This is a genomic window from Pontibacterium sinense (genome assembly GCF_015209595.1).
Classification (GTDB): Bacteria; Pseudomonadota; Gammaproteobacteria; order Pseudomonadales; family Balneatricaceae; genus Pontibacterium; species Pontibacterium sinense.
In genome coordinates, this window is record NZ_JADEYS010000004.1 from 206,295 (window position 1) to 229,690 (window position 23,396).

The 23,396-nt window shown below is 51.4% G+C and carries 13 protein-coding genes and 1 tRNA gene; 10 read left to right on the plus strand and 4 right to left on the minus strand.

The genetic code is table 11. The annotated features are described in order from the left end of the window. Positions 1-2: 2 nt before the first annotated feature. Together IOQ59_RS05890 and IOQ59_RS05895 are read right to left on the minus strand one after the other, a co-directional pair. On the minus strand, positions 3-1,589 hold the full coding sequence (locus tag IOQ59_RS05890; protein WP_193952345.1) for a sensor histidine kinase: 1,587 nt from the start codon (positions 1,587-1,589) through the stop codon (positions 3-5). An 11-nt stretch (positions 1,590-1,600) separates the two neighbouring features. Then, positions 1,601-1,933, minus strand: a complete 333-nt coding sequence (locus IOQ59_RS05895; protein WP_193952346.1) for an SMR family transporter — start codon at positions 1,931-1,933, stop codon at positions 1,601-1,603. Between the two features lie 362 nt (positions 1,934-2,295). Between IOQ59_RS05895 and IOQ59_RS05900 the strand changes: the two genes are divergently transcribed. The 5 genes from IOQ59_RS05900 (at position 2,296) to IOQ59_RS05920 (ending at position 11,883) form a co-directional block, all read left to right on the plus strand. Continuing rightward, positions 2,296-3,285, plus strand: coding sequence for a TAXI family TRAP transporter solute-binding subunit (locus IOQ59_RS05900; RefSeq protein WP_193952347.1), 990 nt, complete (start codon positions 2,296-2,298; stop codon positions 3,283-3,285). Positions 3,286-3,424: 139 nt separating this feature from the next. Further along, positions 3,425-6,043 (plus strand): TRAP transporter permease, encoded by a 2,619-nt coding sequence (locus tag IOQ59_RS05905; RefSeq protein WP_193952348.1) that lies wholly within the window; start codon positions 3,425-3,427, stop codon positions 6,041-6,043. Positions 6,044-6,099: 56 nt separating this feature from the next. Next, positions 6,100-6,531, plus strand: coding sequence for a universal stress protein (locus tag IOQ59_RS05910; protein ID WP_193952349.1), 432 nt, complete (start codon positions 6,100-6,102; stop codon positions 6,529-6,531). Between the two features lie 164 nt (positions 6,532-6,695). Further along, positions 6,696-11,516: an NAD-glutamate dehydrogenase gene (locus IOQ59_RS05915; RefSeq protein ID WP_193952350.1), complete on the plus strand. Its 4,821-nt coding sequence runs from the start codon at positions 6,696-6,698 to the stop codon at positions 11,514-11,516. A gap of 139 nt (positions 11,517-11,655) precedes the next feature. Next, positions 11,656-11,883, plus strand: a complete 228-nt coding sequence (locus IOQ59_RS05920; RefSeq protein WP_193952351.1) for a hypothetical protein — start codon at positions 11,656-11,658, stop codon at positions 11,881-11,883. A gap of 700 nt (positions 11,884-12,583) precedes the next feature. Here the strand turns inward: IOQ59_RS05920 and IOQ59_RS05925 are convergent. Both IOQ59_RS05925 and IOQ59_RS05930 read right to left on the minus strand, forming a co-directional pair. After that, entirely contained in the window at positions 12,584-13,630 is a 1,047-nt protein-coding gene (locus IOQ59_RS05925) for an ATP-binding response regulator (RefSeq protein WP_193952352.1), read from the minus strand. Between the two features lie 30 nt (positions 13,631-13,660). Beyond that, a complete protein-coding gene (locus IOQ59_RS05930) occupies positions 13,661-16,765 on the minus strand; it encodes an AraC family transcriptional regulator ligand-binding domain-containing protein (protein WP_193952353.1) in 3,105 nt (1,034 codons plus the stop codon). A gap of 117 nt (positions 16,766-16,882) precedes the next feature. Here IOQ59_RS05930 and IOQ59_RS05935 point away from each other — a divergent pair, with 117 nt between their 5' ends. The 5 genes from IOQ59_RS05935 (at position 16,883) to IOQ59_RS05955 (ending at position 23,362) form a co-directional block, all read left to right on the plus strand. Then, positions 16,883-17,647, plus strand: coding sequence for a substrate-binding periplasmic protein (locus IOQ59_RS05935; protein ID WP_193952354.1), 765 nt, complete (start codon positions 16,883-16,885; stop codon positions 17,645-17,647). 107 nt (positions 17,648-17,754) lie between these two features. Next, positions 17,755-17,831, plus strand: a tRNA-Val gene (locus IOQ59_RS05940). Positions 17,832-18,904: 1,073 nt separating this feature from the next. Beyond that, positions 18,905-20,389 carry a sigma-54 interaction domain-containing protein gene (locus IOQ59_RS05945; RefSeq protein WP_193952355.1) on the plus strand — a complete coding sequence of 495 codons (1,485 nt, stop codon included), beginning with the start codon at positions 18,905-18,907 and terminating at the stop codon, positions 20,387-20,389. A 139-nt stretch (positions 20,390-20,528) separates the two neighbouring features. After that, a complete protein-coding gene (locus IOQ59_RS05950) occupies positions 20,529-22,133 on the plus strand; it encodes a type I restriction-modification system subunit M (protein WP_193952356.1) in 1,605 nt (534 codons plus the stop codon). A gap of 5 nt (positions 22,134-22,138) precedes the next feature. Further along, positions 22,139-23,362, plus strand: coding sequence for a restriction endonuclease subunit S (locus IOQ59_RS05955; RefSeq protein WP_228050723.1), 1,224 nt, complete (start codon positions 22,139-22,141; stop codon positions 23,360-23,362). Positions 23,363-23,396 lie beyond the last annotated feature (34 nt).

Consider the following 23,396-nt stretch of genomic DNA (forward strand, 5'->3'; position numbering starts at 1 on the left):
CTTTAGCGGATCGCTTCAGTTGAAGCCGTGGTCACTAATGGCAGATCAATCTGGAAGTGAGCGCCGCTCTCATCGGGTACACAACAGATATGTCCGTTTAAGAGCTGGCTCACCAGGTTGAAAGTGATGTGCATCCCTAAACCGCTGCAGCCCTGATTCCGTTTGGTGGTCATAAACGGTTCAAACAGCTTGTACTGCCAGCCGTCTGGAATTCCCACACCGTTGTCCGCGTAATCGATCTTCAGGCTGTCCGTTTGTGGCGTGAGTGTAATGGTGATCTTTCCACCGGGCTGATTTTCAAACCCATGCAGCAGCGAATTCAAAATCAGGTTGGTGAAGATCTGATAGAAACTGCCCGGATAGCTGTCGAGCAGAAGATGGTCAGGACCGTTGATGATAACTTCAGGGTTACAGCGTTTCAGGCGTGGACGCAGGGAGAGCAAAATCTCATCCAGATACTGGATCAGGTCGAACTGACGCTGTTGCTCGCTCGATTGATCGACCGATACCTGTTTGAAGGCGCTGATCAGCTGGGCGGCACGCTCCAGATTCTGGCAGATTAACTGGCTGCTCTCCACCGCGGTATCCGCCAGTGGATCGTCTGGGTGTTGTTGCTTATGCAGTGTGGCCTGATCCGCAAGGAAAGAGGCTGCTGTAAAACCAATGCCTATTGGGGTGTTAATCTCATGGGCAACACCCGCTACCAGTCCCCCCAGGGCTGCCAGCTTCTTGGATTCAACCAGCTGTTGCTGGGTGGCTTGCAGTTTTTCCAGTGTCTCATGCAGTTCCTGATTACGCTCTTCCAGCTGCTGGGTGCGATCCGTGACCCTTTGTTCCAGCTCAGTGTTCAGTTTCTCCAGGGCATGTTCAGCTTCGGCACGTTTACTCATATCTTTCAGCATTGATTCCCGCATGCCATTCATCGCATCCACCACCTGGCTGAGTTCGTCATCGCGGGCTTTGCCATTGCGCTTGAGAATCAGCGGGCGGTCCAGATGATCCAGTTTCAGGCGACGGGCATATTGCGCCATCGTGCCCAGATGCTGGGTGATCAGACGGTGGAAGATGGTGAGGATAAAGATCGAGACCAGAAACGTTTTGATCCCCTGTGAGGCAAGGATCACCAGCACTTTATCACCCAGACGGCGGTAGACCTCATCCAGACTGATAATCAGGGTCAGTTTGCCCACCTCATACACGGTGCTGTTAGCGGCTTTGTGCTGCAGATCATAGTGTCGCTCAACGATCGGACCGGTTTCCGGTCGCTTACCCGCTGCATAGAAGTCGCCATATTGTGAGCTGATCTCCAGATACTGGATGTCGGGCAGTTGATAGAGACCGTCCAGCTGAACCTGAATCTGATCCGGGCTGATTTCCCACAGACTGTTAGAGAGGCTGTTCAGCGAGCTGGCTTCGATCTGTTGCAGGCGTTCATCAATGGCGGAGAGTTCGTAACGGTAGTCGAGCCAGAGCTGTGTGCCGGTGGCGATCAGTGTGATCGCGGAGCTGCATAGCAAGATTGCCGCCAGCAGGCGAATCCCCAATGGCTTTTGATAACGAAGTTGGTTGATGCGTTGCAGCAGGCTCATAGCGTCTTTATCTAGTGCAAAGAGGTTTTGGAAAACAGATTGATCACAATCACGCCCAGAACAATAAGGCCGATACCGATGACTGCGGGAAGGTCCAGCTTTTGGTCGTAAATCAGTAGCGCCAGAACACTCACAAATACAATCCCCAGTCCTGACCAGATCGCATACGCTACCCCCAAAGGTATTGTGTGCAGGGTCATCGACAGTGCATAGAAGGCAACACCATACCCTGAGATCACCAATAGGGAGGGCCACAGCTTAGAAAAACCATCGCTGGATTTTAGCGCGGTGGTCGCGATGACTTCTGATGCAATGGCAACACCCAGAAACAGCCAGTTTTTCATAAATAAGCGTCTTCCTAATAGTGATCGCTGAGGCAGAAAGTTTTTCACAAACCGCTGGCGTTAAACAAGCGGGAAATAACACCATCGGCCACGGCTTATATAGGCAGACTTTAGCCCTTTTTGGCAACTTAGCGCAGGGTATTGTGAAAAGTGGCACGCGAGGAGGTTTTGTTGGCATGGAAGGCGGTCTGGGTGGTGCTGCCTTTCCCCTATGTTAGAGGGGTCTCCTTTAAGACGGTATTCCTGTCACATTGATGTGTTTCACATTAGATGGCAGGGAAAAAGGACAGTAGCGAGTGAGCTGCTGTAAAGAACTTATTTACTGCCCGCATTGCGGGTAAATAACGATAAGAAGGGTTCCCATGTCTCTGAAGAACAAACTCGCAACGACGCTTTTCTCCTCAGCGGTTGGTCTGGCTGCTACTTTCTCTGCAACCACAGTGAGTGCAGAACAAACCTATGTGACTATCGGTACGGGTGGTCAGACAGGTGTGTACTACGTTGTAGGCCAGTCTGTTTGCCGTTTGGTAAACCGTGAAACTAAAGACCACGGCATCAAGTGTACTGCGCCTTCTACCGGCGGTTCTGTAGCGAACATCAACGCTATCCGTCAGGGTCAGCAGGACATGGGCATGGCCCAGTCTGACTGGCAGTTCCACGCGCTGAACGGCACTAAGCACAAGACCTTCATGGATCAGGGTAAGTTTGAAAACCTGCGTGCACTGTTCTCCGTACACAACGAGCCATTCACTGTTGTTGCCCGTGCAGACTCCGGTGTTGAATCTTTCGATGATCTGGTCGGCAAACGTGTCAACCTGAACAACCCAGGTTCCGGTACTCGCGGCACCATGGAAGTGATCATGGCTGAGAAAGGCTGGACGCGTGATTCCTTCAAGCTGGCAGCTGAGCTGAAAGCTTCTGAGCAGGCTCAGGCACTGTGTGACAACAAGCTGGACGTGATGATCTATTCCGTTGGCCACCCATCCGGTGCGATCAAAGAAGCAACGACTTCTTGTGATGCAAAAGTGATCCCTGTAACAGGTGCTGCGATCGACAAGCTGATCGCTGAAAACGATTACTATGCAAATGCAACCATCAAAGGCGGCCTGTACAAAGGTTCTGACGCAGACGTAGCAACCTTCGGTAACGCTGCAACTTTCGTAAGCTCCGCTGACGTTGACGCTGACACTGTATACCAGGTGGTTAAAGCGGTATTCGATAACTTCGATCGCTTCAAGCGTCTGCACCCTGCTTTCAACAACCTGGATCCTAAGCAGATGATCTCTGGCGGCCTGTCTGCTCCTCTGCATGACGGTGCGGTTCGTTACTACAAAGAAAAGGGTTGGATGTAAGCCTGCATTCCCGCGCTTTTTTTAGTTAGGAGGCTTTAAGCCTTCTCCAGAGACCTTTGTCTTGCTCACTTTCTGATGTGCAGATCAGCCCGAGTAGGGCAGAGGTCTCTTTTTTTCATTCTGTTTTTTTGGAGCTGATATGACGAATCTGCAAAGCAGACAGGATCAGGTCGACGAAAAAGAACTTCAGGAGATGGTTGCTGCCAATGATACGGGCGCACGAATTCCTGAAGGCTGGCAGGGTAAGCTGTTGTTGGCAGTTGCGCTGTTTTGGTCCCTGTTTCAGCTGTGGATAGCATCTCCACTGCCGTTTTATGACTGGCCGCTGATTGGCAGCTTTGGCATTTTTAACGACACCGAAGTCCGGGCGATCCATCTGGGATTTGCGACCTTCCTCGCTTTTACCGCGTATCCTGCGCTGGCCCGATCTCCCCGACACCATATTCCTGTGACCGATACTGTCCTGTGCCTGCTGGGTGCGTTCAGTGCGTCTTATATTTATCTGTTTTACGAGCAGCTGGTGGGCCGTCCGGGTTTGCCAAATACTCAGGATCTGGTGGTGTCTATCACCGGTTTGATCCTGTTGCTGGAAGCGACCCGTCGTACTTTGGGTCCACCGTTGATGATCGTTGCAATCGTCTTCCTGACATACTCTCTGGCCGGTCCGTACATGCCGGAGCTGATTGCGCACAAAGGCGTCACACTAAAAGAGCTTGTTAACCATCAATGGCTAACCACGGAAGGCGTTTTTGGTATTGCGCTTGGCGTCTCCTCCAACTTTGTATTCCTGTTTGTTCTTTTTGGTGCGCTGCTGGATAAAGCGGGTGCCGGTAACTACTTCATTCAGGTTGCGTTCTCGCTGCTGGGTCACATGCGTGGCGGTCCGGCAAAAGCGGCGGTGGTATCGTCCGGTCTGACCGGTTTGATCTCCGGTTCCTCTATTGCCAACGTGGTGACCACGGGTACGTTTACCATCCCGATGATGAAACGGGTGGGGTTCTCCTCCGAAAAAGCCGGTGCGGTTGAAGTCGCTTCGTCTGTGAACGGACAGATTATGCCACCCGTGATGGGCGCTGCGGCGTTCCTGATGGTGGAGTACGTGGGGATCTCCTACGTGGAAGTTATCACCCATGCATTTCTGCCTGCGCTGATCTCCTACATCGCGCTGATCTACATCGTGCATCTGGAAGCACTGAAACAGAACATGTATGGCTTGCCACGTCGTACTGCAGTGAAAGCATGGCAGTTGCGTCTGATCGGTATCCTGACCGGGTTCCTGACCACGGCGGGTATTGCTGCAATTGTGTACTACGGCATTGGCTGGATTAAACCGGTGTTTGGTGACTTTGCGGGCATGGTGATCGCGGCGTTGCTGGTGGTGGTGTATCTCTACCTGATCCGTTTTGCATCCCGTGTGCCTGATCTGGCGCTGGATGATCCAAACGCACCGATGCTGCAGTTGCCGGAAGTTGGGCCAACCGTTAAATCCGGTTTGCACTTCCTGTTGCCGGTCGTCGTGCTGGTGTGGTGTTTGATGATCGAGCGTTTGTCACCGGGGTTGTCTGCATTTTGGGCAACCATCCTGATGATCGTGATTCTGGTGACTCAGCGTCCGCTGATGGCGTACTTCCGCCAGCAGGGGAATCTGAGTGCACGTCTGCGTCAGGGTGCCAATGAACTGGTTGACGGTCTGATCGTGGGTGCACGAAACATGATCGGTATCGGTATTGCGACCGCGACCGCCGGTATCATCGTTGGCGCGGTGTCTCAGACCGGTGTGGGATCAGTATTGGCTGATCTGGTGGAAGTGTTGTCGATGGGCAACCTGCTGCTGATGCTGATTCTGACCGCGATTCTCAGTCTGATTCTGGGTATGGGTCTGCCAACTACGGCCAACTATATTGTTGTTTCTTCCTTACTGGCGCCAGTGGTGATCTCACTGGGTCAGGAATCCGGACTGATCGTACCGTTGATCGCGGTGCATCTGTTCGTGTTCTACTTCGGCATCATGGCAGACGTGACCCCACCGGTTGGTCTGGCCTCATTTGCCGCGGCAGCCGTCTCCGGTGGTGATCCTATCCGGACAGGTTTCCAGGCGTTTAGCTACAGCTTACGTACGGCCGCGCTGCCATTCCTGTTTATCTTCAATACCGACCTGTTGCTGATTGATGTGACCTGGTTGGAAGGTATTCAGGTCTTTATCGTGGCGACCATCGCCATACTGATCTTCACCGCGGCCACACAGGGTTACTTCTTTGCCCGTAACCGCTGGTACGAAACCTGTCTGTTGCTGTTGATTGCGTTCTCGTTGTTCCGTCCGGGCTTCTGGATGGATCGCATCGTAGAGCCGTATCAGCAGATCAGCCCGTCCGCATTGGTGCAGGAAGCAGGGAATCTGCAACCGGGTACCGAGCTGCGTATCTGGATTGATGGTGAAGATGATGTGGGTAACGCGCGTTCCTTCCTGGCTATCCTGAATTTGGGTGAAGGTGAAGACGGCGCCGCGCGACTGGCATCAACCGGTATCGAATTGTTGGACAAAGATGGCAAAACCATCGTCGACTACGTGGGCTTTGACAGTGCGGCGGAACATGCCGGTCTGGCCTTCGATCAAGTGATTACCGGAGCGGAAGCGCCACAAGTGCAGCCGCCAAAACAGCTGATCTATATTCCGGCGATCGCCTTGCTGGCTTTGCTGATCGTATTGCAGCGACGTCGTCGTAAAGAAGAACCTGTGGCACAACCTGCTGCAGCATAAACATGTGCATCCCGACTGCATGGTTATGCAGTCGGGTATTGCCGGAGGAATGGCTGATGTTTACAAAAGTACTAGTACCGGTGGATCTGGCTGAGCCAGAGTTCACTAAAAAGTCCCTTCAACTGGCCCTAAGGGAAGTTCGCGAAAACGGGGTAGAGTTACATTTGATCACCGTTGTACCGGGTTTCAGTAACTCGCTGGTCGCTTCGTTTTTCAGCGAGAAAGAGCACCAGAAAGCGGTGACCGAAGTCGCACGTCAGTTTAAGCAGTTTGCCAAGGATGAATTGCCGGAAGAAGTGAAGCCTGTATTGAAAGTGTATGAAGGTTCACCGGCTGAGCAAATTGTGGGATATGTAAAAGATAAGGCGATCGATCTGGTGGTGATGTCCGCCCATCATCGTTCGCGGGTAGACGAATTTCTACTTGGGTCAGTGTCTGCGCGGGTCGTTGAACGTGCCAATTGCTCTGTCCTTTTGCTCAAAAACTGAGCTAAAAATCATCCGGTAAGAAAAGGTCATAAAAACGGGAGTTTGTCCTGTTTTGGGGTGGAAATTCGGGAAAAGAATCTACGTACTGAGCAGCACTAAGTTGTTCATGCTTCTATACTTGCATAACTATAAAATTAACGTCTAAACAGGATAAATAAACGACAATGTCTGACCAACTCTGCGACAGCAGTTCGTTGCTGTCACCGCTTACTGACCTTTTACAGCAACGTCTGTCTGCCGATATGGCCACGCAGGTGACCGACTTTTCAAGTCGTTACTATCAGACCGCGACCCACGAAGAGCTGAATGAACGCTCTCTGGATAACCTCTACGGCGCGACATTGTCGTGTTGGCAGTTCCTGCAGAACTTTAATGCAGACGCGCCAAAGGTACGTCTCTACAACCCGGATCTGGAACAACACGGCTGGCGTGCTCAGCACACCGTCATCGAGATTGTACAGAGCGATATGCCGTTTCTGGTTGATTCGGTCCGTATGGCACTGAACCGCCGTGGTCTGGTGATTCACACAATCCATAATTCGATCCTGTTTACCCGTCGTGATGATAACGGTGATCTGCTGGAGTTGTGTGACAAGTCCGTAGAAGGTACGTCTGCCGAGTCGTTTATTTATCTTGAAGTCGATCGCACCAGTGATGATGCTGAACTGAAAGCGATCCTCTCTGCCCTGCATAAAGTGCTTGAGCATGTCCGTGTGGCAGTCAGCGATTATTCCGAGATGCAGGGCCGTGCAGCAGCGATGCTGGCCGATCTCGAAAAACAGGGTGAGCAAGCAGAGATTCAGGCGTTCCTGCGCTGGATGCTGGACGATCACTTTACCTTCCTCGGATACGATGAGATCCGTATTGAAGGTGATCAGGTGATGACCGTGGCGGGTTCTGAGCTGGGTATCTTTAAGCTAGATAAAGCCGCCGCTTCAGACAGTACTCTGGGTGACCTGCGCGATGCTGAGCGGGAGTTCCTGTTGGAACCGTCGCCGCTGATGTTTGCAAAAGATGCACGTTACTCACTGGTACACCGTCCGGCCTACATGGACCGTATTGTACTGAAGCAGTTTGATGCAGACGGCAACGTTGTTGGTAAGATCCGGTTCCACGGTTTGTACACCTCGGCGGTTTATTCCGAGCCGATGCATGCTATCCCTGTTGTGCGTGACAAAGCCAAAGCGGTATTGGAAAGTATTGGCTTTGATCCGCGTAGCCACAATGGTAAGCATTTGCTGCAGATCATGAATGATCTGCCACGTGATGAGCTGGTTCTGACCACTGAAGCACAGCTGCTGGAGATCGCCATGGGCATCTTCAGTTTGAACGAACGCCGTAAAGCCCGTTTGCTGGTACGTGCGGATCGTTGCAATCAGTTCATGACGTTCCTCTATTTTGTACCGCGTGACATTTTCTCCACCGAACTGCGTTTGCAGATTCAGGATCTGTTGATGAAGGCCACCGGTGCTACCGGTACGGACTTCACCACCACATTCAGTGAATCTGTTCTGGCTCGCGTACAGTTTGTACTGCGTATCGACCCGGATAACCCTCCGACGCTGGATATGGCCAAGCTGGAAGAGGACGTGGTGAATATCTCCCGCGACTGGAGCGATGATCTGCATGCGGCGCTGACCGATGTGTGTGGTGAAGAGCAGGGCAACCGACTGCTGCACAGCTACCGTTTTGCATTCACCAGCGCGTACCGCGAACACTTTGGCCCAGCCAGCGCGGTATACGATATTCAGCGCATTGAAGCCCTGAGTGCCGAACAGCCGATCACGATGAGCTTCTATCGCGTACTGGAACAAAGCTCTGAAATCCTGCGCTTTAAGCTGTTTGTTGCTGATGAGCCGCTGGTGTTGTCCGACGTGATCCCCGTGCTGGAAAACCTCGGCATGCGCGTGGTGGGTGAGCACCCTTACGCCGTACGCCGTGAAGACGGCCGCCAGTTCTGGATGCACGATTTCACGCTGATCTATCAGGGATCTGAGCCGGTAGAACTGGATGAAGTGCAGGATGTCTTCCAGGATGCCTTCGCCAAAATCTGGAGCGGCGGTGCTGAAAATGATGAATTCAACCAATTGGTTATCGGTGCGAACCTGAACTGGCGCGAAGTGGCTATGCTGCGTGCGTATTCCCGTTACAGTCAGCAGATCCGTTTTGGTTTCTCGCAGCCGTATATCGCCGGTGCATTGTCCAGCCACATTCAGGTAACCCGTTTGCTGGTTGCCCTGTTCCGTGCACGTTTTGAGCCTCAGCGTCAGGGCAGTGACAAGGTTGCTGCGTTGGCTGGTCGTATTGAATCCAGCATCGTGGATGCATTGGATAAAGTGGCGAATCTCAACGAAGACCAGATCCTGCGTCGTTTCCTTGAGCTGATCAAAGCCACGTTGCGTACCAGCTTCTTCCAGCGTACCGCTGATGGTGAACTGAAAGATTACTTCTCCTTCAAACTGAGCCCGCGTGAGATCAGCGATATTCCGCTACCGCGTCCGATGTTTGAAGTGTTTGTCTACTCCGCACGGGTTGAAGGTGTGCATCTGCGTGGCGGTAAAGTCGCTCGTGGTGGTCTGCGCTGGTCCGACCGTCTGGAGGATTACCGCACTGAAGTACTGGGTTTGGTAAAAGCCCAGCAGGTGAAAAACTCCGTCATCGTACCGGTGGGTGCGAAAGGTGGTTTCGTTGCGAAACAGCTGCCAACAACAGGTGGTCGTGAAGCCTGGCTGAACGAAGGCATCGCCAGCTACAAGATCTTTATCAGCGCACTGCTGGATATCACCGATAACCTGGTCGCAGGTGAAGTGGTATCGCCGGTGGATGTGGTCCGTCATGACGAAGACGACCCGTACTTTGTAGTAGCGGCAGATAAAGGCACCGCGACCTTCTCTGATATCGCGAACGAAATTGCTGAAGACCGTGGCTTCTGGCTGGGTGATGCATTCGCCTCCGGTGGCTCGCAGGGCTATGACCATAAAGGCATGGGTATTACCGCCCGTGGCGCATGGGAATCCGTCAAGCTGCACTTCCGTGAACTGGGGCTGGATACGCAGTCTGAAGCGTTCAGTGTGATTGCGGTGGGTGATATGGCCGGTGATGTATTCGGTAACGGCATGCTGCTGTCTGAACACATTCAGATGTGCGCTGCCTTTAACCACCTGCATATCTTTATCGATCCAAACCCAGACACAGCGAGCAGCTTTGTTGAACGTAAGCGCATGTTTGAACTGCCACGTTCCAGCTGGGAAGACTACAACGCCGAGTTGATCTCTGCCGGCGGCGGTATCTTCAGTCGTGCTGCGAAGTGGATCGATATTACGCCTGAAATGAAAAAACGCTTTGCGATTGAAGCGGACCGTCTGAACCCGAATGATCTGATCAATGCGTTGCTGAAAGCACCGGTCGATCTGATCTGGAACGGTGGTATCGGCACGTACGTGAAAGCGACCCACGAAAGCCATGCGGATGTCGGTGACAAGGCCAACGATGGTTTGCGTGTGAACGGTAATGAGCTGCGTTGTCGTGTACTGGGTGAGGGCGGTAACCTCGGCTTTACTCAGCTGGGCCGTATGGAGTTCTGTGCCAACGGCGGTAAGTCCAACACCGACTTTATCGATAACGCCGGTGGTGTGGATTGCTCCGACCACGAGGTCAACATCAAGATCCTGCTGAACGAAGTGGTGGCCAATGGCGACCTGACCGTGAAGCAGCGTAACGCGCTGTTACGCGAGATGACTGACGAAGTGGCTGACCTGGTATTGCAGAACAACTACGAGCAGGCACAGGCGATCAGTATCGCGCATAACCATGCCCGTAACTCGATGGATGAATACACTCGCCTGATTAACCGTTTGGAAGATGACGGTAAGCTGGACCGTGAGCTGGAATTTATCCCGCAGGAAGAACAGCTGCAGGAGCGTAAGCAGGCCGGTTTAGGTCTGACGCGTCCGGAACTGTCGGTTCTGATCTCCTACATCAAGGCTGAACTGAAAGAAGGACTGAGCGATTCCTGGATCACCGAAGACGACTACCTGAGTCAGGAAGTGATGACCGCTTTCCCTCAGCGTCTGATCGACGGTTACGATCAGCAGATCGATCAGCACCGTCTGCGTCGCGAAATCATCGCTACCCAGATTGCCAACGGCATGGTGAATACCGTGGGTATTACCTTTGCTGACCGCCTGAGCCAGATGTCCGGTTCAGCGGCTGCTGAGGTGGCTGCGTCTTATGTCATCGCACGTGATGTGTTTGGCGTCCAGCAGCTGTGGCGTGATATCGAAGCATTGGATAACCAGGTTGAAGCGGCACTGCAGCAGCAGATGATGGCTGACCTGATCCGCATGGTGCGTCGTGCGACATACTGGTTCCTGCGTCATCAGCGTCCATCCATGGATGTGGCGGGTGCGGTGTCTCAGTTCCGCCCAGCGGTACAGCAGATCAGCAGCCAGTTGCAGTCCTTGCTTAACGGTGAGCCGCTGGAACGCTGGCAGCAGAAACACAATGATCTGGTCACTGCCGGTGTGCCAACCGAACTGGCCACTGTGGTGGCGGGCGCGGACAGCCTGTATGCCCTGCTGGGTGTGATTCAGGCGGCGGAAGAGACCAATCAACCGCTGGAGAAAGTTGCACAGATCCACTTTGGTCTGGGCGATCGTCTGCAGCTGCACTGGTTCGACCATCAGGTGAAAGAGCTGGAAACCAGCAACCATTGGGAAACTATGGCGCGTGACGGTTTCCGCGAAGACCTGACCCGCCATCAGCAAGCAATCACTGTCAGCGTCTTGAGTGCTGATGTTGAAGATGTTGAAGCGGATACCGATGAGAGCGGAGAAGCACTGGTCAGCCGTTGGTTCGAGAGCAACGAAGTGTTGCTGAACCGCTGGCAGCGTCTGTTGCTCGACATCCGTAACAGCGCCCAGCAGGATTTCGCTATCTATACCGTCGCAATCCGTGAACTGTTGGAACTGGCACAGGCAAAATAAACCTGTGTATGAAGTCAGTAACGGTTCAGCTCTGGGCCGTTACTGTGATGAACACTCTGAAATACATGCTGCTGTGCACTCGGGCGAGGGCGCAGCGTTTAATTTTTACTTTGGACCCTAAAAAATACACGACGCTATCATGACTTCCACAAATCCGTTCCGCCCGGCCGCTCTGATTCATTTTGCACTGAAAGTTCGCCAGATTGCTGACAACAGCTGGTGGGTATACCGCCACGAAATTGGCCGCAATGGCACATTGAGCATCACGTCACGTGTGGTGTTCTTTAGCCACAGCCGTGAAGACGCTGATCTATGGATCGACCGTCAGCGAGAAGAAGCGACGATTTACATGTTGTCTGAAAACTAAGCGTCAATCAGACCACTACCGAGCTCAACCGCTTTGATATGCGCAGATATCAGAGCGGCGGGAAACAGCTGAAGCCCTGTTGTTTTCTACCCCAAGCAGCTGCTATGCAGCTGCTGCCCCTCCTTTTGCGTTTTTTATCCCGAATCCCCACCCATCCCGCCTGAATTGATCAGCATCCGTGCGTGCGATTTGTGTTTCTGTATCCTTTTTCCCGAAGTAGGTGATTCAAGAGAGACCAATTCGTGTTATCCGCTGATCTGAATTGCACGCACATTGTGGGGTAGTCTTCAGACTACCGGCAGCTTAAAAGCGGCCCTACAGGCGTATCGGCTGGTAATCAGAGACATTTGTGTGCGTGGTTTGCGTATCCGACTTCCTAGTAGAGGTAATTCAAGAGATACCGTTTGGTGTTATCCGCTGATCTGAATTACGCACACATTGTAGGGTAGTCCTCCAGACTACCGGCAGCTTAAAAGCTGCCCTACAGGTATATCTTTTGGCCGGATAGCACGTATCCAGCCTTTTGAGGTGGGCAAGAGAACTAGGTTGGTGTCTGAATTTATCGCGGAAAAATTGTAGGGCAGTCTTTAGGCTACCGGCAGCTGAACAGCTGAACAGCTGCCCGAGGGCGAGGAACAGATCTGCAGGTTGGGTCGAGCTAAAGGCGATACCCACACACTGACGAAGATAGATGAGTCCGCTACAACGGTAAAACACAGCGCAGCGCGCCGTTGTCTTCCACTTCCAGCAGTTGTCCATGAAGCTGTTGTGCTAACAATTCGATCTGTACCAACAAATGCGCAGCCCAGGTATCACGGCTAAATACTGTCCGCCCATTGGTTTGTTCGACCGAGAAGATGAACTGATCGTTCTGAGGCGCGCGTTGCATAGTGAGCTTCAGGTCGTGGCCGTGAGCTTGCACAATCGCCAGTTCAACCGCACTCATCATTAAACGCCGTAACAGTTTCGGATCGGCTTTGATCTGCGCAGGAAGTGCGCTATCGATGCTGTAATCCAGCAACCAGCCATCGCTTCGGCTTTGTGGCAGGAAGGTGTGTAACATTTCATCCATCAGCTTAACCGGCTCGATCAGGTCGGTACTGTGATCGGTATCGTGCTCCTGAAGCAGGTTGATGCTGTTATGCAAACGCTGGTGCTGGGCGTGAAGGTTAGCACTTAGGTCTTTGGCGACCGGGTTCAGATCAAACTGTTGCAGGCGCTGGCTCTGTTTCAAAATCGGCTGTATTTGGCTGTTCAGCTGATCCGCAGCGGATTGCAGTAGTTGATTGTCAGTCGCTGAGGATTCCGGATGGGCTGCGGCTTGCTGCCGTGCTGATTTGATATCCCGGAAAGAACGCAGGGCGACAACCACAGAGGTCAGCAGGCGTGATGCTGATAGTTCCGCTTTGCTCAGGTAATCGTTGATATCGTAGTTCACAATCACTTGGGCTTCAGGTGCGTACCCCGGGTGGCCAGTGCGCAGAACGATACGGATATCCTGATTATTGAGATGGTTGCGGATATGTTCCACCAACAATAAACCTTCATTGTCGGTTTCCATCACTACATCGAGCAGCGCTAGGGCAGTATCGGGATGTTGTGTCAGCATCTGTTTGGCTTCGGCGCTGCTCATGGCGCTGATCAGCTCAATGGGACGCTGCTCGAACTCGTAACCACGGAAAATCATCCGGGTAATGCCGTGGATACCTTCTTCGTCATCTACGACCAATACTTTCCAGGGTGTCATACGCTACTGCAATTCTTGTTATTTGAATGACTATTTTGCCAGCAAAGCGAGGCGCTGTGCCAGCTGTTTTAACTTGGCGTCTGCCCCCCATTTTTCGTAGAACCAACGAGCTTCATTGAGGCAGAATCGGGCCAGATGGTTTTGCTCATCTGCGCTGAGATAGTCAGCATAACGTTCGTAGATCAGCGCGCGGTGAAAGCTGAAGTTCTGACGTTCGGTTGCATTCAGCGCTTGCTCAAAAAATCGTCCCGGAGATTCGTCGTTCAACCGGGCCAGTTCTGCCCGTAACAGGTATAGCTGACCGTTGAAGTTATCCGGGCAGTGGCGGGCCCAAATTTCCATGCGTGATTCAAGATGGGCCACCTCCAGTTGACGGCGGCGGCTTAAGGCTTGTTGTTGCTGAGCCTGAATCAGCCGCATCATCGCAGTACAGAACAGCGCTTCGCTGACACTGAAGTAGCCCGCCAGCTCATTCTCCAGAGGGGCTTCCCACGGATAAAGCTGAGGCCAGAGGTGTTGCTGGTCCAGTAACAGGGCGCTGATGATGGTGCTGACGGCTTGCCAGCCGTCTTTGTATTGCACATTTGATGGGACGGGTTGTTGATCGGTGAGCTGATCGATCAACCTCAGAACAGAATCCTGTAAGCGGTCGGCCTGATGTTGCTGTTGTTGGTCCAGCATCTGTTGATGTTGTGCCTGAAGGTGTTCCCGTTGTTCTCTGAGTGGTTTGGCGCTAAACAGGTTCAGCTGTGCCTGCAGCAAGCGACATTCACTTTGTTGCAGCCATTGTCCTTCGCTACCGGTTAGCGAATCGATGTGTTCCAGCTGTTCCTGCACCTTTTCCAGCGGCGTGAACCAGTGCTGCACCTGACTGCTGTGGATTAGGGCTGCGCTGGTGGTGAGATTGCCACTCTTGTAGGTAGACAGATGGTTTTCCGGTTGGGGTACGCCGCCGAACTGAGAGGCCAGTTGCATGCCTTGTGCTGAGAAGGTCTGCGCCAAAGAGAAGTCGGCACAGAACCAGCTGGCAACCCAGGCATAGCTGACGAAGGCAAATGCGGTTTGGGGGGTACGACCGTGGTGCAAGCTCAGCTCAGTCATCCGGCCGATGGCACAAGCGGACAGTAGCGGTTGGCTTTGCTGGCGGGCAAGCAGACTAACCTGTTCCAGCAGCTGGAGGCGGATATGTTGCTGATCATCCGTTGACTCCCCCATCTCTGTCAGCGCCTGAGCGCTGAACTGTGCCGTGATAAACGTGAGCTGTTTAAGCAGCAGTGACAGCTGATCGTTGGCGTGATCAGGCAGTGGCAGATCAAGTTGTATTAGCTGTTCAAGCAGATACTTTAGCGCTTTAGCGTGTTGTCCCTGATGTTGATATATCCGTGCACGAATCAAAGCAATCTGACCTGCTTCGGTGACGTTAAGGTCAGAGATCGTAAGTGCGTTTATCGTATGCTCGGCCTCAGCAATATCACCCGCGAGTAGCAGAAGATCGGCACACTGCAGCCTGCGTGTTTTAAGGGAGGGTAGTCCCTCTACCTCAGGTAGCCTGCTGGCGACGCTCATATAGTGGCTGGCTGATTGATAATCCTGGACCTCTCTGGCCAGTGAGGCTGCATCTAGTGTGAGTTTCAGCCGTTGGCGCAATGCATCAGGTGTGCAGGTGTCGACGGGGCTTTGGTCCAGATGAAGCAGCACTTCGCTGATCCGTTCTAAGCCTGCATCTGCCGGTAACGCGTCATGCAACGATTCGCCGTAACGCTGATGCCGGTGTTGGCGATCGTCTATCTGAATGTGTTCGTAGGTGTGTGACCATATCTCGTCATTTGCGAAGCGGTAACGGGTCTTATCCTCGTTATCGTTCAGAGCGATGATCAATCCGGCTTGTTCTGCGGGCCAAAAGTGAATAGCCAGTCGGGCGAGTGGATTTCCCGTGACATCGGTGAGTTGATTAAGATCGAAAACGTGTCCTGAAATGGCAGCCCATTCGAGCAGCTCCCGACTGAAATGACTGAGGCTGCGGAGTTTTTGCTTCAGTATCAGCTCACGATCATCGCCCTGGAGCCAGTCTACATCCTGTGTTTGGGGTGTCTGCACGGCCATGGCATCAATTTCAGCAGGTTTAACCTGTTGGCGATATTCGCTGGGCGCCATGCCCATCCAGCGCTTGAAGGCCTTTTGAAAAGCAGACTGGTTGGAAAAACCGAGCTGAAAGGATATCTCTCCGAAACTCAACTGTCCTCGCTGGATTAGCTGAAGACACACCTCGCGACGGGTCTGGTCATAAATGTCCTGAAAGTTACTACCTTGCTGGCCGAGTTTTCGTTGCAGAGTGCGAAGACTTAAACCTACTTCAGCAGCGATCTGTTCGCGACGCACCGAACCGCCGCCTTCGGCTAACTGCTGACGGATCAGGTTGCGAGTCTGTGCGGTGAGCGCGTTTTGCAGTGCCGCTTTGCTCAGCAGAGAATCGGCAAACTCCCGATGCAGTTGATGCATCTCACTGTTGGCATCAAGACAGATCAGGCTGAGGTATTCACTGCTGAGCATCAACTGATTGCGCGGCGCGCCAAAGGTCACCTCAGCAGCGAAAAACTGCTGGTAAGGCTGAATATTCTCCGGTTCCGATAGCGTTAGATGCACCGCGCGGGCAGGTACCTGATGGCCGGTTAACCAGCGTGGCCAATTGATCAGACATGCGAGAAAGTATTCCACCGCCCGTGGATCGTTATGATTCAGTTCAAGCGTCAGCTGCGTGCCTTCAACGGTCTGTTCCATCTGCAACACCGCGCCTTCGAACAGCAGCGGCAGATAATCGATCAGTGTCTGATACGCCAATTCAAGCGTTTGCGCTGTGGACATCAAGAAGCCGATCGAGCCCAGCATTCGGGGCTGAGTTGCTTCACCAAGGTTAAGCGCTATGAGCGGGTTATTGCTGACGGTGGCTAATGTTTCCAGTACGGCGGGATAACGTGCTGCCGGAAAACGAGCACCGGGTTTGGTAAACTCCTGCTCAGAGAGCGCAGCAATGTCCAGAATCTGTTTCTGTAGATCCTGACCTGCTGCCTGACGGAAGTGGCGTGCCAGTTGCAGTACCGGCTCGAGCAGTTTTGCGGAGACTGTTGTTACGTGCACGGCAGTGTCACCGACATTAGTACCGACATAGGCGGTTGAGCTGAATGGGTTGGCATGTAAAGATCAATTATGTTCTAAGCCATCTGAAATAAGACTAACACAGAGTATATTTGAAATATGTCCTTGCGTGCCATTTTGGGGAGGTGTTCCCCCGTTCAGGTGTTAGCGTATCTGCTGCTGGGGAGTGTGTGTGGCACTGCACTTGCCGAAACATTGCGCGTGGGGATGCCGTTACCGGGGCAGATTCCGTTCTTCTGGCGTGATGACGGTGGTGAATATCAGGGTGTGTACGTTGATACGTTACGGTTGGTGGCCGCCGACCTGGACGTAGATTTGGAGTTTGTGCCGCTTTCACAGGCCCGTTTGCGCCGCCACTTTGTATCAGGAGAAATCGACATTGAAGCGGGAGTGTCGGTGAATTTGGAAGTACCTCCTGAACTAAAGCAAGTATCCCTTTATAGCCGTCCGTTTGGCATTGTGAATGAAGTGATTATCTACAGTCCGGAACTCTCTTTTCCGGTGTTTATCCTCAAAGACCTGGAGAACCGTCGTGTGGCTACCGTTCGTGGTACCTCCGTCCCGGATGACCTGATTCGCGAAGACTTCTCTAACCAGTGGCAGATTGCTCAACGGGTGCACCGAGGATGGAATGAGGTCGGACTGATGAAGGAAGTTCTGGCCCTGCGTTACCAGCGTGAAGGAAATCTAAAGTACGAAATCTCACTGCCGTACGAAAGTAATCCCGTGATGTTTCGTTTACATGTGGATAAAAAGGCACTGCTAAAACCGATGAACGAGAGTATCACGCGTCTTGAAGACCAGGGAGAGCTGGACCGATTGGTGTGTAAATATCTCTGTGGCAAGGGCGAGCCTAGAAACTGAGATGTAAGTATCGTGCTTTGAATTGTGCTCTGCTACAACATTGTTGCCAAAAAATTGAAAATTGGGCTTGCGTCAGCAACAAAGAAATCTATAATACGCGGCACTTCAGGACCATAGCTCAGTTGGTTAGAGCGCTACCTTGACATGGTAGAGGTCGGCGGTTCGAATCCGCCTGGTCCTACCAAAATTATTAACAAAAACAGCCGCTTACGGATCATGCCGAGCGGCTGTTTTTGTTTGTGTCTGAATTAGGGTCAGTATAGGGTCATGCGTTCACTGGCTTTCTATAAGGCTAGAACGGATAGCCTAACTGGCACTAACTTTGGTAAGGGCGATGCATTGGGAGGTTAGTGGCGTTTAGGTTCGCTGAGTGGGTTATTAGTTTACAAATAGCTGGTTAACTTCGAGTGCTCAATCCCCATTGCTTAGATAGAAGTGAGGTCTGCTTTTTGATGTACTTCTTTCTTCCTGGAGAAGGGGGGAGGGTTGAAAGTTAGCTTCTCTCGTTCAGTGAGAGTGCGTATCAAAAGTGCCGGTGGTTTTTGAGAAAAATGCGTAACTGATCAGAAATGAGTGGGTAATACGGCTCTATAATGAATATGTGTGGTTGAACCTGGGCAGGCATTCTCATGGGCATCTCAGAAAAACGTTGTCTGGAATCGGGCCACTGTTGTTGGCATTGTCGCTACTACATCCGGCCCAGTAATGAACTGAGGCTCGATGGTCCGAAATCTGCTGTGTGTTTTGTAAATCGCCCCCCTCTAATCTATCCGATGTTGTGTGATCTGGTTGCCGGAGAACGCCATACAAAGCCCGATGACTGGTGTGAACAGTTTGAAATGGATATGCCTCCTACGTGATTAATCATCATTTTCTTTTTATCCTGATATATCGAGTATCAACAAATTCAAATGTGGACGCCTCTACTTCTTGATAGAAGGTGCAGGGATAGGTTTGGCGGATGTGAGGGGTGATATAAAAGGCGTTAACTTAAGCCAAGAAAGGAGTGTTGATTAAGCTGTAGAAATCTGGCGGCAATACTAGGGGCTATTTGTGTTGGCGTGTTGGTAAGTTTCTCCTGTTACGCTTGATGATTTTGGTTGGCAATATATGTTGGTTCTATCCTCACCGCTAATGCAGTAGCATTGCATCATAAAGAAACTGCTCAGAAAATTGATCTGGACGCAATCGTACAACTCTGTGAGTTATTCATTTGTGGATTGTCCGATCTGCTGCAGCGAGTCAAGGATCATATTCATGGAACGAACACTGGTCAGCTGGATCGGTGGCCACGATCTAAAATGCAACGACGCTGAAGACGCTGACCGTGGGCCACTCATTGCTACGCTGTCTGCACAATCCTACGATTGTGTTGAGCTACTTTATAATTACCCTGAGCAAGAAGTTGAGCCTTACCTTCGCTGGTTACAACAGCAGACTGGGAAGAGTATCAATGCGCGTCGGGTAGACCTTTCATCACCCATTCACTTCGGTGAGATATATCAAAGCGCTGAGTCGTTACTGGCCGAGGTGATAGGCCGCGATAACGAACATCAGCTGCACATCCTATTAAGCCCCGGAACCCCCGCCATGCAGGCGGTATGGATTCTGTTGGGCAAGACGCGTTATACCGCGACTTTCTGGCAGTCTTCCCGGGAACAGGGTGTCGAGCAGGCAGTTATCCCCTTCGACATTTCCGCAGAGTATGTGCCCGCTGCAGATAAATTGTCGGCGGCGACCTTAAGTCGACTTGCTGCGGCTGAGGTGCCGATTGATGCCGCCTTTGATGACATCATCACGCATAATCCACAGATGCAAACCCTCAAATCGCAAGCCACTGTGCTGGCTGAGCGTGAAGTTCCTGTGCTGATTTACGGTGAGTCCGGCACGGGCAAGGAGTTGTTTGCGCGGGCGATTCATAACGCCAGTCAGCGTGCTGGCAAGCCGTTTATTGCGGTTAACTGCGGCGCTTTTCCAACTGATCTGGTGGATTCCGTTTTGTTTGGGCATAAGAAAGGCGCATTCACAGGCGCCAATGTCGATAAAGCCGGGGTGTTTGCGCAAGCCAATGGTGGCACTCTGTTTCTGGATGAGTTTGGTGAGCTGGAAGCATCCGTGCAAGTGCGCTTGTTACGTGTCTTGCAAGACGGCTCGTTTACGTCAATAGGTGCTGAGAGTGAGCAGCAGGTTGATGTACGTATTATCACCGCAACCAATCGAAATCTGATGTTGGAGGTAAGTGAAGGTCGTTTTCGGGAGGATCTGTTCTATCGTGTGGCAGTGGGGGTGTTGCACCTTCCACCATTGCGAGAGCGGCAGGGGGATATATCCCGGTTAACCGATTACCTATTGGCGGCGATTGGCCAGTCTGACTCACACCTGAAAGATAAAAAAGTGTCTGTCGAGGGAAGAAATCTTATTTTAAGGCAGCCCTGGCAAGGTAACATACGCGAGTTGCACTCTACATTGCTTCGCGCAGCCCTGTGGAGCCAGTCTGATGTGATTACACGGGCCGATATCGATCAGGCATTGTTTCGTATGCCTGAGCGGGAATCCGATCTCTTAGGCCAGGATGTCTCGCAAGGTATTGATGTTCAGGCATTATGTGATGATGTCATGCGCCACTATATTCCTCTGGCGCTGGAAGTAGCACAGGGTAAAAAGAAAAAAGCGGCCGAGCTGTTGGGATTAAATAACTACCAGACGCTCAGCAACTACATAGAGAAATTAGACATCAATTAACAGTTGGCACGGCTTTCGCCTTTACCTGTATATCAATACTTACCAGGTAATAAATATTATGCAGCTGCTGCCATCGTCAAAAGCAATAAATGCTGAACGTAATGAACAAGCTGTTCAGCAGATAAGGTATAAGAAACAGATGCTAACAGGTAAAATTCGCGGTCAGATCGATCAGGTATGGGAGATGTTCTGGACGGGAGGCGTGGCCAATCCGATCTCAGTTATCGAACAAATTTCCTACCTGCTTTTTATTCGCCGTTTGGACGAGCTGCAACGTACCGCAGAACGCCGATCACAGGCAACTGGCCTGCCGCTGAAAGATCCGACCTTTGGCCCGGATGAGCAAACGCTGCGCTGGAACAACTTCAAAGATAAAGATCCAGACGTGATGCTGGATATCGTACAGAACAAAGTCTTTCCTAAGATCAAAACACTACAGGCAGAGGGTAGTTTTGCTGAGCATATGAAAGACGCGATCTTTATGATCCCGTCTGCCAAGCTACTGGATCAGGTGGTGCAGTTACTCAGCGCCATTGATATGAACGACAAAGACACCAAAGGTGATCTGTACGAATACCTGTTAAGTAAGCTACAACAGTCGGGTGTGAACGGTCAGTTCCGTACCCCACGTAATATCATCGGCATGATGGTTGAGCTGATGCAGCCTAAGCCGGGCGACACGATCTGTGACCCTTCTTCGGGCACCTGTGGCTTCCTAATGGCTGCCGTAGAGTATGTCGAGACGCATCACAGCAAGGAGATTAACCAGCCGGTGAACCGCGTGCGTTTTAACAACGATATGTTTACCGGTTACGATTTCGATAAACATATGTTGCGCATCGGTGCTATGAACATGCTGCTGCATGGGATTGAAAACCCTGCCGTGCACTACCGCGACAGCCTGCAAGATCAGGGCGACGACAATATCAGCGAAGCCTTCAACCTGATATTGGCCAACCCGCCATTTAAAGGCTCTGTGGATTTCGATATTGTCGCGCCGGATCTGCTGCGCGCCTTGGGTAAAAGCCCCGTCACCAAAAAACCTAAGCCCACCTTTAAAATCGAGCTTGATGAAGATGGCAACGAAATACAGGTTGAGGTGAAGAAAAAGAAACCGACCGAAAAGTCCGAGCTGCTGTTTCTGGCGTTGATACTGCGGATGCTCAAAGTCGGTGGCCGTGCAGCGGTGATTGTGCCGGATGGTGTACTTTTTGGTTCCACCAAATCCCATAAAGCGATTCGGCAGAAGATCGTTGAAGGCCAGAAACTGGAAGCGGTGATCTCGCTGCCTTCCGGTGTATTTAAGCCTTACGCGGGTGTCAGTACCGCGATTCTGATCTTTACCAAAACCAACTCCGGCGGCACCGATAACGTCTGGTTTTACGATATGCAGGCCGACGGTTATTCGCTGGATGATAAACGCACTCAGCTCTGTAAAGAGGGTGAAACCCCCACCCATAAACAGAGCAATATCAGCGATATTATCAGCCGCTATCAAAGCCTGACGGATAACGGGCGGGTTAATCCAGACGGTCCAGAATACTCACGTAAGCGTACCGAGCAGAGTTTTATGGTGCCGGTGGCGGATATCGAAAGTAACGATTTTGACCTGAGTTTGAATCGCTATAAAGAAGTGGTGTATGAAGAGATTCAGTACGACAGCCCGAAGGAGATTCTGACGCGGATTAAGGCGTTGCAGAATAAGATGGCGGCGGGTGTGAAAGAATTGGAGGGATTGTTGTGAGTTTAATGTCTTTTCCAATAGGGGAACATGTCGAAAAAGTAAAAACCTGGAACCCCAAGAGTTCGGACCTCCAAAACTGGTTTAAATATATAGATCTAAGTTCTGTCGATAAAAATGACAAGAACGTAGATGTTTCAGCAGTTCTCAATTTACTTCCGTCAGAGGCTCCAAGTCGCGCGAGACAGTTAGTCCAGCGGGATGATGTATTGGTTTCAACCGTCAGGCCAAATCTTAATGGTGTAGCGATGGTTCCAGATGAGTTGGACGGTGCTACAGCCTCAACGGGATACAGTGTATTACGAGCGAATAACAAAACACTTTGTCCTAACTATCTGAAGTTTTGGGTGCAGTCCGCTCAGTTCATATCAGATATGGTTAGGAAAGCTACGGGTGCTAACTATCCTGCCGTAACTGATAAGGTGATTAAGGAGAGTAGAATCCCACTCCCCCCACTAGAAACCCAAAAGCAGATTGCCGCGGTCTTAGAAAAAGCCGATCAACTGCGTAAAGACTGCCAGCAGATGGAGCAGGAGCTAAACAACCTCGCCCAGTCTGTCTTTATTGATATGTTTGGTGATCCAGTGAACAATCCGAAAGGATGGGATAAAGTGCCTCTGTCTACCATCGTTTCTGATTATGTTGGGGGTAAGAGTCTGGTAGCGGCAGATGACGATAGCACTGAATATAGGAATAAGGTTCTAAAAATTAGTGCAGTTACTTCTGGAGAGTTTAAGTCTCAGGAGGTTAAACCGTTGCCAAATGACTATGAGCCGCCTGAAGAGCATTTTGTACGAAAAAATGATCTGTTGTTTAGTCGAGCAAATACGACAGAGTTGGTTGGTGCAACGACGATGGTTTTTGACGAGTTTTCAGGTTTAGTTTTGCCAGATAAGTTATGGCGGCTTGTTTGGGTTGATGAAGAGAATATCTCATCAGTTTTTGTATGGCAGCTTTTAACGAATATTGGTATGCGAGCAGAAATTAGTAAGCTTGCTAGCGGTTCTGGAGGCTCAATGAAAAATATATCTAAGGGCAAACTGAAAACTCTTGAGGTAATCCTTCCGCCAAAGGATGTTCAAGAGAAGTACGAAGAGATATACCTTAAGCTGAGAGCAGAAAAGTTGATGAATAAGTCAATGAAAGTCCTAGTTAGTGATGGTTTCTCTTCCCTCATGCAACGTGCCTTCAAAGGTGAACTTAACCTAAACCCCGCTCAACAGGTCGCTTAAACAACAGCTATCGTGATCAGAAACTAAGGACGGT